The sequence below is a fragment of the Pseudarthrobacter sp. BRE9 genome (assembly GCF_031844305.1).
Taxonomy (GTDB): Bacteria; Actinomycetota; Actinomycetes; order Actinomycetales; family Micrococcaceae; genus Arthrobacter.
In genome coordinates this window covers 150,815-163,123 of sequence record NZ_JAUZUY010000007.1, presented here as the reverse complement: position 1 = coordinate 163,123, position 12,309 = coordinate 150,815, and the positions used below count along the sequence as shown (strand labels likewise).

The 12,309-nt window shown below is 68.2% G+C and carries 10 protein-coding genes; 2 read left to right on the top strand and 8 right to left on the bottom strand.

What is annotated here, in order from left to right:
• Positions 1-107 precede the first annotated feature (107 nt).
• The gene (locus tag Q9R31_RS14160) at positions 108-1,385 is read left to right on the top strand and encodes an acetyl-CoA C-acyltransferase (RefSeq protein ID WP_311263359.1); all 1,278 of its coding nucleotides are present in this window, start codon (positions 108-110) and stop codon (positions 1,383-1,385) included.
• Positions 1,382-3,544 carry a 3-hydroxyacyl-CoA dehydrogenase NAD-binding domain-containing protein gene (locus Q9R31_RS14155; protein WP_311263358.1) on the top strand — a complete coding sequence of 721 codons (2,163 nt, stop codon included), beginning with the start codon at positions 1,382-1,384 and terminating at the stop codon, positions 3,542-3,544. Before Q9R31_RS14160 ends, Q9R31_RS14155 begins: the two co-directional genes overlap by 4 nt.
• 62 nt (positions 3,545-3,606) lie before the next feature.
• Here Q9R31_RS14155 and Q9R31_RS14150 read toward each other — a convergent pair whose 3' ends face one another.
• The 8 genes from Q9R31_RS14150 to dxs all read right to left on the bottom strand — a co-directional run bounded on the left by Q9R31_RS14150 (position 3,607) and on the right by dxs (position 12,240).
• Positions 3,607-5,232 (bottom strand): ABC transporter ATP-binding protein, encoded by a 1,626-nt coding sequence (locus Q9R31_RS14150; RefSeq protein ID WP_311263357.1) that lies wholly within the window; start codon positions 5,230-5,232, stop codon positions 3,607-3,609.
• Entirely contained in the window at positions 5,225-6,013 is a 789-nt protein-coding gene (locus tag Q9R31_RS14145; RefSeq protein WP_311263356.1) for an energy-coupling factor transporter transmembrane component T, read from the bottom strand. Before Q9R31_RS14145 ends, Q9R31_RS14150 begins: the two co-directional genes overlap by 8 nt.
• 10 nt (positions 6,014-6,023) lie before the next feature.
• Positions 6,024-6,890 carry an ECF transporter S component gene (locus Q9R31_RS14140; protein ID WP_311263355.1) on the bottom strand — a complete coding sequence of 289 codons (867 nt, stop codon included), beginning with the start codon at positions 6,888-6,890 and terminating at the stop codon, positions 6,024-6,026.
• Between the two features lie 186 nt (positions 6,891-7,076).
• Complete coding sequence (locus Q9R31_RS14135) at positions 7,077-8,102, bottom strand: nucleoside hydrolase (RefSeq protein ID WP_311263354.1); 1,026 nt, start codon at positions 8,100-8,102, stop codon at positions 7,077-7,079.
• A gap of 6 nt (positions 8,103-8,108) precedes the next feature.
• Positions 8,109-9,086 carry an aldo/keto reductase gene (locus Q9R31_RS14130; RefSeq protein WP_311263353.1) on the bottom strand — a complete coding sequence of 326 codons (978 nt, stop codon included), beginning with the start codon at positions 9,084-9,086 and terminating at the stop codon, positions 8,109-8,111.
• Between the two features lie 9 nt (positions 9,087-9,095).
• On the bottom strand, positions 9,096-9,656 hold the full coding sequence (locus Q9R31_RS14125) for a hypothetical protein (protein WP_311263352.1): 561 nt from the start codon (positions 9,654-9,656) through the stop codon (positions 9,096-9,098).
• On the bottom strand, positions 9,653-10,270 hold the full coding sequence (locus tag Q9R31_RS14120; RefSeq protein WP_311263351.1) for a DUF402 domain-containing protein: 618 nt from the start codon (positions 10,268-10,270) through the stop codon (positions 9,653-9,655). The genes Q9R31_RS14125 and Q9R31_RS14120 overlap by 4 nt, the downstream gene beginning before the upstream one ends.
• Entirely contained in the window at positions 10,267-12,240 is a 1,974-nt protein-coding gene (gene dxs / locus Q9R31_RS14115; RefSeq protein WP_311263350.1) for a 1-deoxy-D-xylulose-5-phosphate synthase, read from the bottom strand. Before dxs ends, Q9R31_RS14120 begins: the two co-directional genes overlap by 4 nt.
• Between the last annotated feature and the right edge of the window lie 69 nt (positions 12,241-12,309).

The window sequence follows — 12,309 nt, the reverse complement described above, 5'->3', positions numbered from 1 at the left end:
ACCCTTGCAGGCTAAGTTACTCACGAGTAACATCGGTGGAACCGACGCCAGATAAGTGCCGCACTCCGGCATGCACCGGCGCGCTACGTCTCGATGAGGAGTTACACGTGAGCCAACACGGAAGCGGCGCATCCCCGCGCACTGTCCGCGACGTCGTCTTTGTGGACGGCATCCGCACACCCTTCGGCAGGGCCGGTGAGAAAGGAATCTACGCCGGGACCCGGGCCGACGACCTGATCGTGAAATGCATCCGCGGCCTGCTTCGCCGCAATCCGTCCCTGCCGTCGGAGCGGATCGACGAAGTGGCCATTGCCGCCACCACCCAGAGCGGCGACCAGGGGCTGACCCTGGGCCGGACCGCGGCGCTGCTGGCCGGCCTCCCGCGGACGGTCCCCGGTTTCGCCATCGACCGGATGTGCGCCGGCGCGATGACGGCCGTCACCACGACGGCCGGCGGCATCGGTTTTGGCGCCTACGACGTGGTGGTTGCCGGCGGCGTGGAGCACATGGGGCACCACCCCATGGGTTCCGGCACCGACCCAAACCCGCGGTTCATGTCCGAACGGCTGGTGGACCCGGCAGCCCTGAACATGGGGAATACGGCAGAGAACCTGCACGACCGTTTCCCCGCCATCACCAAACAGCGCACCGACGCCTACGCGGTAGCATCGCAGGACAAGCTGGCTGCCGCCTACCGGGACGGAAAAATCCAGCCGGACCTTGTTCCCGTTGCCGCCCGGAAGCCCGGCGAGGGCTGGACCGTCCACAGCAAGGACGAACCGCCGCGTCCGGGCACCACACTGGCTGACCTCGCCGGCCTGCGCACTCCCTTCCGCGCCCACGGCCGGGTCACCGCCGGAAACGCCGCCGGCCTGAACGACGGCGCAACCGCCGCACTCCTGGCATCCTCGGACGCCGCCGCCGAACTGGGACTGCCCGTCAGGATGCGGCTGGTCAGCTATGCCTACGCCGGGGTGGAGCCGGAGGTCATGGGCATCGGCCCCGTCCCGGCCACCGAAAAGGCGCTGAACAACGCCGGGCTGTCCATCGATGACATCGGCCTGTTCGAGATCAATGAGGCGTTCGCCGTGCAGGTCCTGAGCTTCCTTGACCACTACGGCATCGCCGACGACGACCCCCGGGTCAACCGGTACGGCGGCGCCATCGCCGTCGGGCACCCCCTTGCCTCCTCCGGTGTCCGGCTGATGATCCAGCTGGCCCGCCAGTTCGAAGAGGATCCCTCCGTGCGGTACGGGATCACCACCATGTGCGTAGGCCTGGGCATGGGTGGCACCGTGATCTGGGAGAACCCGCACCACCCCGACTACAGTGGAACCCCCTCCGGGGAGACCGCAGCTACCGTTTCCGAAGGAGCCATGGCATGAGCGCCGCAGATTACCGCAAGTTGGCGGACCTGTTCCCCAACGAAACCGTGACCCACTCCTACGTGCAGGACATCGCCCTGCCAGGCTCGGCGGGCAGGCCAAGCCCGGGCACGTTCGCCCTGGTCACCCTGGACAACGGCCTGGACCACACCAAGCCCACCACCTTGGGCCCCAACACCCTGGTGGAACTCGGCACCGTCCTGGAGGGCCTGCGCGAGCGTGCAGCCCGGGGCGAGATCGTGGGCGTCGGCGTGACCGGCAAGCCGCACTACCTGGTGGCAGGCGCGGACCTTTCCGCAGTGAAGTCGCTGGAACAGCGTGAGCACGGGCTGTGGATGGCGCAGCTGGGCCACGACGTCTATGCAACATTGGCAGATCTGGGCGTCCCCAGCTTCGCCTTCATCAACGGCACCGCGTTGGGCGGCGGCCTGGAAATCGCGCTGCAGTCCACGTACCGCACGGTATCCACGGGCGCCGGTGCCCTGGCGCTTCCGGAAGCGTTTCTGGGCCTGGTGCCCGGCTGGGGCGGTGTCTACATCCTCCCCCGCCTGGTGGGGCCGGAAAATGCCGTGAAGGTCATGATCGAGAACCCGCTCAGCAACAACCGGACCCTTTCCGGCGCCCAGGCGTTCGGCATGGGCATCGCCGACGCCCTCTTCGAGCCGGCCGACTTCCTGGAGCAGTCGCTGGCCTGGGCGGCCGGTGTCATCTCCGGCGGGATCGTCCCGGAGCGGGCCAACGCCGTCGACCCTTCCTCCCCGGACGCGGCAACCCGGTGGGCCGCGGCGGTGGAGGCCGGGCGTGCGTTTGTTGAGGCCAAGACCTCCAATGCTTCCCCTGCGCCCGCCAAGGTCCTGGACATCCTCGAGGCGAACCGCACCATGACGGCGGCGGAATCCGCCGCACTGGAATGCGAAACGCTCGCTGAGCTGATGCAGACGGACGAGTTCCGCTCGACCGTCTACGCCTTCCTCGACCTGGTGCAGAAGCGTGCAAAGCGCCCGGCCGGCGCCCCTGACCGCAAGCTGGCCCGTCCTGTCACCAAGGTGGGCGTGGTGGGCGCCGGGCTGATGGCCGGCCAGCTGGCCCTGCTCTTCGCCCGCCAGCTGAAGGTGCCCGTGGTCCTGACCGACATCGACCAGGCGCGGGTGGACAAGGGCGTTGCCTACGTCCACGCCGAGGTGGACAAGCTGCTGGCGAAACAGCGCATCAGCCAGGACGCGGCCAACCGAACCAAGGCCCTGGTGACGGGTTCGGTGTCGAAGGATGTCTTCGCTGACGCCGACTTCGTGATCGAGGCGGTCTTCGAAGAACTGCACATCAAGAAGCAGGTCTTCGCGGAGCTGGAAGGCATCGTGGGTCCGGAGTGCATCCTGGCCACGAACACGTCCTCGCTCTCGGTAACGGAAATGGCCGCGGACCTGCAGCACCCGGAACGGCTGGTGGGGTTCCACTTCTTCAACCCGGTGGCCGTGATGCCGCTGCTGGAGATTGTCCGTGCCCCGCGCACCGACGACGCCGTGCTGGCCACCGCCTTCGAACTGGCCAAGTCACTGAAAAAGACCGGGGTTCTGGTCAAGGACGCCGCCGCGTTCGTGGTCAACCGCATCCTGCTCCGGCTCATGGGGGAAGTCACGGCCGCGTTCGATGAGGGCACCCCCGCCGATGTGGCGGACAACGCGCTGCGGCCCATGGGGCTGCCCATGACGCCGTTCACGCTTCTGGCAATGGTGGGCCTGCCCGTGGCGCAGCACGTCCAGGAGTCGCTGCACGCCGCGTTCGGCGACCGTTTCCCGGTTTCCACCAACCTCAAGAAGCTTATCGACAACAACGTCAAGGCACTGTGGGAGACCGCCCCGGATGGCTCCCGGGCCATCCCCGACTCCACGCTTGAAATGCTGTCCTTTGGCTCCAGCGCCTCCACTGGAGAGCAGGTGCTGCGCCGCGTCCAGGATGCCCTGGCTGAGGAAATCGGCCTCATGCTGGACGAAGGTGTCGTCGCCGGCCCGGAGGACGTCGACCTCTGCATGATCCTGGGTGCCGGTTGGCCGATGTTCCTGGGCGGCATTACTCCCTACCTGGACCGGGTGGGGGCCTCTGAGCGGATCAACGGCAAGCGCTTCCTGGCGCCGGGCGTCGCGTTCCCCGCCGCAGGCTAAGCGGATTGGCGCGGCGGCTGCCGCAGGCTGGGCGTCGGACCGGCGGGAAGACGTACCGCCGGTCAGGCCGGCGCGAGCCGCCCGCCGTCGAGCGTCAGGATGCGGTGCGCCGCCGTCCGTGCGTAGCCCAGGTCATGGGTGACCAGCACGACGGCGGCGCCCTCCGCTGCTGCCGAACCCACCGCGGCGTCCAGCAGGGCCAGCCCGTCGCCGTCCAGTGCCACGGTGGGTTCGTCCAGCGCCAGGACCGCCGGCCTGCGTGCCAGGACGGTGGCCAGTGCCAGGAGGCGCTGGGCGGAGGCCGGGAGCTCGGCGGGGTGCTCGTCGGCGGCCGCCGCCAGGCCAACCGCCTGAAGCGCCGCAGCGGCGCGCCCCGCAGCCATGCCCGGACCCACCAAGCGGTCAAGCCCGAAGCTGACCTCACGCAGTACCGTCCGTTCAAACAACTGGTCGCGCGGCTGCTGGAACAAAAGGCCCACTGATGCCGCTGTCCGTCCAACGGGCGCACCGGAAATGTCATTGCTGTTGACCAGGATAGTTCCCGCCGTGGGCCTCAGCAGGCCGTTGAAATGCCGCAGCAGTGTGGATTTTCCGGCTCCATTTGGCCCGGTGACGGCCACGATCTCCCCCGGGTGGACCGCCAGGTGGACGTCCCGCAACACGGGGGTACCGGCGTTCGGCTGCCCCGCCTGCCCGGCTTTGCCGCGTCTTCTGCCGAATCTTCTGCCAGGGCTGTGTGGCTGAGGGTACGCGAAGGACACGCCCTGGAGTTGCAGTGCCGCGGGACCCGTCTGCTGCACTGCACGCGGCTTTGGCGGCGCTGCAGGTTCCAGTCCGGCAGGATGCCGGATTGCCCGGGGCAGCGCTGGGCCATTGCTGCCTGCGGTCTGTCCGGTCCCCAGGCCGGCAGGAGCCCCGTCCGACGTGACCGTACCGCGCGACAGCACCACCCAGGTGTCGGCGTCCAGGAGCAGGGGGTCGATCACCTGGCTGAGGATCACGACGGCGGTGCCCCGCGTCAGCAGGTCCCGGACCAGGGTGCCAAGATCGTTCGCCCCTGCCGCGTCCAGGGAGGCGAAGGGCTCGTCCATGACCAGCACGGGAGGCCCGGCAATGATGGCGCAGCCGATGGCCAGGCGCCGCAGCTGGCCACCGGAGAGCCGGGCAGGATCCTGGTCCAGCTGGTTCCGAAGCCCCAGCAGCCCGGCTGTGCGCTCCACAGCCGCCTGCATGTCAACGCGCTCCGTGCCGGTATTTTCCAGTCCGAAGGCGAGTTCCTCGGCCACCGTGGCGCGGACGGTGGACAGGACGGCGCCGGGGTCCTGCGGGACAAAGCCCACGTGCCGGCCCCACTGGGCGGGATCGATCCGCGGATCCCCCGTGCCGCCGTCGAACTCCAGCCGGGTACCTGACAGCTCAAGGAAACCTGCCATCGTTCCCTGGCCGCCCGGACGCAGCCAGCCGGCCAGCAGCCGGCCCAGGGTGGACTTGCCGCTTCCGGAGGCGCCCAGGATTGCCGTGAAGGAGCCCGGCGCAAAGGAAACAGCAACGTTCTGCAGGGCCGGGGCCTGGCCGTCGTGGAAGGTAAAGTTTCCGATCCCGGCTGCCAGGGCCGCTTTGCCTGAACCGCCTGTATTGCTGGCACTGTCCGCGTTGCTTGGGCCGCTGGTCACCATGGGCTCAGCCACCTGTGCCCGCCTGCATCACCCGGAGGACAACTGCCGCAAGGGCTGCCAGCACCAGGGCGATGCGTGCTGCCCGTTGCAGGCCGGAATCGGCCACCTCGCGGTAGCTGGTCCGCGGCCCGGTGTTGCTGAGCCCGCGGGCTTCGAGAGCCGCAGCGCGGGTGCCGGCGTCATCGATCAGGGAAAGGACCAGCGGAACGGCCTGCAGCCGGAACGCCGCCACCCGGGACACCAGGCTGCGGGAGATCACCAGGCCCCGTGATTCCTGTGCCTGCCGGATCCGCTGTGCCCGGGCGGCGATGGCGGGCAGCAGGGTCAGGGTGGAGGCCAGGACGAAGCCGAACCGGCCCTGTACTCCGCGCGCCGACAAGGCGGCCACGAGGTCCGGAACCCGGACGCTGAAGGAGAACAGCAGCAGGGCCAGGACCACGGCGGCCAGTTGCAGGATGCGCTGCCCGGCGAAATCCAGGCCCTCTTTCGTGATCCGGGCAGGTCCCCACTCTGCCAGGACGGTCCTGCCCTCCGGGAAGAACAGCCCATGCAGCCACAGCAGTGACAGGCCAAGCGGAACCAGGACTGCTGCGGCCGCCGGGAGCACCCGGCGCGCCGTGCCGCCCACTACGGACAGGCCAAGGCACGCGGCAACCACGGCGAGGGACAACGGCCAACTGCCGGCCGCCGTCGTAATGACCGCCGTGGCCGCCGCAGCCGTGAGCGACGTCAGCGGGTTAACCCGTCCCCGTCTTGCCGGCACTGCCGTCCTGCCTGCCGATGATGCCGTCACAGGGATATGTTCAGCCCTTCCGTGCGGAATCCTGGGCGGGCCCCTGCGCCGAACCCTGCGCGGGAGCATCAGCTGCAGACGTGCCGCCGGCCAGGACCCGGTGGCGCCGGATGAACGGGAACTGCTGGCGGGCCCGGCGGGGCAGCGCATAGACCAGGATGGCAACGATGGTGAACACGATTGCCTTGTCCATGGGGTCGGAGATCAGCGCCTGCTTGGTGATGGCGGCCAGGAGGGTGTCGCCCATGGCCCGGAACGCGCTGACGATCGCCCCCGTTGCCACGCCCGAGGTTCCGCCGAAGACGAAGGCGGCCACCGGGGCAGACACCACGCCGGCGATGATCCCGGTCGCAAAGCCGGCCACAGGAGCCAGGTAGAAGCGGCGGAAGAGGCCGTAGCGCGCTGCCAGCCCGGCCAGGCACCCGATAAGTGCCGCGCCTGCGGCGAACGGAAGCACGGTGGGGTTGAAGAAGGACCAGACGATGCTGCTGAGCGCGCCCGTGGCTGCGCCCGCAGCGGGGCCGGCCAGGACGGCGATCAGCACCGTGCCGATGGCGTCGAGGTAGAAGGGAACCAGGGTGCTGCCAACGAACTGGCCGAGCACGATGTTCAGGACCAGCGCCACCGGGATCAGCACCAGGGTGGACGCCGGCAGCGTGGGCAGGACGGCGACGATCAGCAGGACCGCACCCGCCAGGAAACCGGTGAGGGCAATCAGGGCCGACGCACTGCCCGGACCTCCGGTGATGTCTGCCGGCTGGTTCAGCACAAGGTAGACATAGGTGGCGGCGATGGCCAGGGCGCCGAGGATCTCCAGCAGCCGGCGACGGGCCGCGGGGCGTTCCTGGGACGGGAGCGTCAAAGAGGGCGATGACATGGGGATTGTTCCTTTGGGGTGCAGGAGGTGGCCCGGCGGCGCCGGGCCGGAGTGTGGCTGCCTATGTCACCTCGGCAGCAGCCGGCGGCAACTGCGCCGGGCCGGTCCGTGCCCCATTCTACCGGCCATCTGCGGCAGCGTCCCCTGCGGAATGCCCTGTTGACGGGGCACCGCGCGCCTGCCGGTTCAGCCCACCCGGCGGGCCAGGCTCCCGACGGCTGACACCAGCTCGCCGAACGCCTGCTCCGGGTTGTTGCTGGAAACGATCCTGGCGTTGGGGGGTGTGACCCAGAGCCCGCGGAAGTCGGCCACGGTGGTTCCCGCCAGGAGCAGCGATTCCGTTTCAACGTCCACAGTGGCGGGGCGCGCCGTGTATTCGAGGGTGCCTGCCGCGACTCCTGCGGCGAAAAAGTCGTGGACGTGGGCCAGGTACCCCTGGTCGTAGAGCCGGTGGAATTCGAAGTAGAACCGCAGGGCATCCGAAAGGTGGCGGATGAGGAGGTTGTCGGAGCTGCTGCGCTGGCCTTCGGGCTGTTCCGGGAGCACCAGTTCGGGAACGCCCGCACCTGCGGCCCTGGCCAGCGCCGCGACGTGGGCCGGCCGGAGTTCCATGCGCTCGGTGGTGTCCAGTGAGCAGACGATGGGCAGTTTTTCCAGCGGCCTTCCCCGGTACGCGGCGTAAACCTCCTTTGCTGCGTGCGGGTCCACGTGCGTGTTCCACTCTGCGGTGGGCGTGGTGTTGCCCTGGTGGTAGAAGGCCCCGCCCATGATTACCACCTTGGCAAGGAGGTCGGGCAGGTGCGGTTCCTTCCGCAGTGCCAGGGCGAAGTTGGTCAGCGGGGCCGTGATGAGCGCGGTGAGCTCCCCCGGCCTCGCCCTGGCGTGTTCAATCCACAGGTCCACGGCGTCCAGTTCGCTGATCCGGCCGGCTGGTTCGGGCAGGACTGCGTAGCCGATGCCCTGCGGCCCGTGGGTCTCGGGGGTGGTGACCAGCGGGATGGACAGTGGCTTGCGGGAACCCACGGCCACCTGGACGCCGGACCGTCCGCACAGTTCCAGCAGCGCCAGGGTGTTGCGGGCCACCTGGTCCGCGTCCACGTTTCCGGGAGTGGCTGTGACCGCCACGAACTCCGTATCCGGGAGCGCTGAAAGGTAGGCAAGGGCCAGGGCGTCGTCGATCCCGGTGTCCACGTCCAGGAGGTAGGCGGGCACGGCTGCCTAGAAGAGCGCGACCTTGGGCACGGCCGGGAAGATCGCGTCCAGGGCAGCCAGGTCTTCGGGTGTGGGGACCCAGTCCGCCGCTTGCGCATTCTCCTTGACCTGCTCCGGCCTGGTGGCCCCGGCGATGACGCTGGCCACCGAAGGCTGGGCGGCGAGCCAGGAGAAGGCCACCTCGATCTCCGTCAGCCCGCGTTCCTTCGCGAAGGCGCTGAACCGGCCCAGCTGGTCCCAGTCGGCGTCGTCCACCATGTTGGTGCGGGTGTGGCTGAGCCTGGACCCTTCCGGCGCATGGCCCGGCGAGTACTTGCCGGTCAGGAGTCCGTTGGCCAGCGGGAAGTACGGCAGGACACCGAGCCCGAACTCCTCCGCCGCGGGGGTCACCTCGAGCTCGGCACGCCGGTCCAGCAGGTTGTAGTGGTTCTGGGTGGAGATGAAGCGGGCGGTGCCCAGTTCGCGGGCCACGTACTCTGCCTGGGAGATCTGCCAGCCGGACCGGTTGGAGTGGCCGATGTAACGGACCTTGCCGCTGCGGACCAGGGTGTCCAGCGCAGCGAGGGTCTCGTCGATGGGGGTCAGCGGATCCGGGGTGTGGAACTGGTAGAGGTCGATCCAGTCCGTGCCCAGGCGCCGCAGCGAAGCCTCCACGGCCTGGATGATGTACCGCCGTGACCCGCGGGCCCCGAAGTCCGGTCCGCTGGCACCCTTCATGTCCATGCCGAACTTCGTAGCCAGGACCACGCCTGAGCGCCGGTTGCCGAGGGCCTTGCCGAGCATGGTTTCGCTCAGCCCGGGCTCCCGGCCATAGGTGTCGGCGACGTCGAACAGGGTAATGCCCGCATCCACCGCTGCATGGACGACGGCGTCCGTTGCGTCCTGCGTTTCGGTGGCGGTCCTGGCGCGGCCGAGGTTGTTGCAGCCAAGCCCCACCGTAGAGACGGTCAGGCCTGATTTTCCAACGCGGCGGTAACTGGTCAAGGATGCCTCCTAGAGGGTGAAGCTGCTGGCCGGCTTGGCTGAGTGCTTGAGTTTGTAGTGGTCCGGGTCGCTGTAGGGGGCGGCGCCGATGCTGAGCTTGGTGAAGTCCAGGTCCTCCCCGCGGGCGCAGACCTTGATGGCATTGACGGCCTTGTTCACATCCGGGCAAAGGCAGAAGATGTTGAGTTTGTAGTTAGTAAATTCGGAACGCTCCACCGTGCCCAGGCCCCGCCAGGCGAGGTGGCTGATCAGGGCATCGGTGGCCTTCTGCTCCAGGTAGCGGTCACGGTCCGTGCCCTCCCGGGTCTTGAGCGCGAACTGCGCCACCACCCAAAACTGCTCCTCGGTGGGAATCTCGGCGAACCCGTCCTCGGAGCACTGGGCTGCGAAGGCGTCCAGGAGGCCTTCTGCCGCGGCATCATCGGGAACGTCGGTTTCCTCGGTTTTGCTCTGGTGCCCCACCACGCCGAAATTCATGACGAACTGGGAGTAGTCCTCATCGAACCAGGCCTCCCGGAAGTGGAGGGTACCCTCGTCGTCGCGCTTGTAGACCCTGACAATGCCGCTCATGTGCGTCCTTTTGTAAACCATTCGACGTCGGTGCCGTCGAATGGAGCTTGCTGTGCCTTCACGGCGTGGTACAGAGTGTCCGCGGAGGACTGGATGTCCTCGATCAGTTCGTGTGGGTAGCGCATGGAGACGCTGTGCTCCGCAAATTCGTCCTGGTCGTCGATGAAGACGCCTCGGTCAGCGGTCCGGATGACGTCCAGGTCCATGTCGATGACATGGAACTCGGTCACTGCCGGCCGGATGTGGGTCCATTCGTGGCCTACCGCCAGGTCGATGTAGACCTGCACTCCGGCCGGGTGGGCGGAGTCGTAGAACGTAGCCACCCAGTCACCGTCGCGTGGCACCAGCAGGACGGCGTCGGAGCGCGTGTAGAACGCGGCACCGGGACGGGAACAGAACTCGTTGGTGCCCTGGAAGATCCACCACCCGTGCTGGTCTTCCCCAAGGTACCGTCCCGGCACCACCCAGTGGGCCTTGCCGTTCCATTTCCGGTTCCGCGAAACCACCAGCTGGCCCGGCTGCAGTCCGTTGGGAACGCGGGTGGTGGTGGTGTGCAGGACCGGTCCGGACTCCCCCGCGGGGCCGGGGTACTTCAGTTCATCCTCGTCCTTCACAGGATCGGAAGGCTGCCGGTGGTGGGGTGCTGCTGCCCGGGCAGGGGCCGCGCAAACGGAACCTTGGTCCCCAGGACCTGCGCGACGACGTCGTGCGTGATCTGTTGGGCGGTCAGCCCAACCCGCTCCAGCACCTGGCTTCGGGTGCCGTGCTCCAGGAACTCCACGGGCAGGCCCACCTCGTTCAGGGCCGTATCCACGCCTGCGGCGCGCATCTCCTGCCGGATGCGCGAACCGACGCCGCCCGCCCGCACACCGTCCTCGATGCAGATCACCAGCCGGTGGTGCGAGGCCAGCGCGATGATGGAGCGGCGGACCGGAAGGACCCAGCGCGGGTCCACCACGGTGGTGCTGATGCCCTGCGCGCCGAGCCGGTTGGCGACGTCGAGGGCCAGCTCTGACATGGCGCCGACGCTGACGATCAGAACGTCGTTCTCGGTTGAACCGGAGGGGCGGCGGGCCAGGACGTCCACGCCGTCGCTCAGCCGTTCCAGGGCCTCGACTGCGGGGCCCACGGATCCCTTGGAAAAGCGGACTACGCTGGGGGCGTCGCTGATGGCCACGGCCTCGCGCAGTTCCTCCCGGAGCCTGGTGGCGTCGCGGGGTGCGGCCAGGTGCAGGCCGGGGACGATCTGGACCATGGCCATGTCCCACATGCCGTGGTGGCTGGCGCCGTCCGGGCCGGTGACGCCCGCCCGGTCCAGGACGATGGTGACGCCGGCCTTGTGGAGTGCGACGTCCATCAGCAACTGGTCGAAAGCACGGTTCAGGAAGGTGGCGTAGACGGCAACCACCGGGTGCAGGCCGCCGAACGCCATCCCGGCGGCCGCAGTGAGCGCGTGCTGCTCGGCGATGCCGACGTCGATGACGCGCTCGGGGTGCTTGGCCGCAAACTTGTGCAGGCCCACTGGAATCAGCATGGCCCCGGTGATGCCGACGATGTCTTCGCGTTCGTCGGCGATGGCGGCGATTTCGTCCGCGAACACGGAAGTCCAGGACTGTGCCCCGGCGCTGCCGGTTGGTTCGCCGGTTTCAGGATCGATGATGCCGACAGCGTGGAACTGGTCGGCTTCATGGGCGCGGGCGGGGGCGTAGCCGTGGCCCTTCTCCGTCATGGCATGGACAATGACGGGACCGCCGTAGTTCCTGGCGGTGGAGAGCGCGTGCTCCATGGCCTGGAGGTTGTGGCCGTCCACCGGGCCGATGTACTTCATGCCGAGGTCCTCGAACATGCCCTGCGGCGCCCACCAGTCCTTGATGCCCTTCTTCATGGCATGCAGGCTCTTGTAGGTGAACTGGCCCGCGGGGCCGCCGTTCTGGAGCTTCTTCTTCCACCAGTCCAGGGCCCCCTCATAGGCGGGGGCGGCGCGGAAGGAGTCGATGGTGGGGCGCAGCGAGGCGAGGTAGTCCGCGAATCCGCCCACGGTAGGTGCGTAGGAGCGGCCGTTGTCATTGACCACGATGACCACGCGGCGCTTCTTGTCCGCGGCGATGTTGTTGATGGCTTCCCAGGCCATCCCGCCGGTGAGGGCGCCGTCGCCTACGACGGCGACGACGTGCCGGTCGCCTTCTCCGGTGAGCTGGCGGGCGCGGGAAATGCCGTCGGCCCAGGACAGGGACGAGGATGCGTGGGAGCTTTCGACGATGTCGTGCTCTGACTCGGCCCTGGCAGGGTAGCCGGAGAGCCCGCCTTCCTGGCGGAGGGTGCTGAAGTCCTGGCGCCCGGTCAGCAGCTTATGGACGTAGGACTGGTGGCCCGTGTCGAAGACGATGCTGTCGCGGGGCGATTCGAAGATGCGGTGCACGGCCAGCGTCAGTTCTACGACGCCGAGGTTGGGTCCGAGGTGGCCGCCCGTCTGGGAAACGTTCGTGATCAGGAACTCCCTGATCTCCGAGGCCAGCTGTGCCAGCTGTTCCTCGGTCAACTCGTTCAGGTCCTGCGGATTCCGGATGGTGTCCAAGATTCCCAATGACCCCTCCTTCGGGTGGTAGACGTGCCGTTTAACTCTAACGCCTTGGTTTTGGCTGCAAAGCCGAAG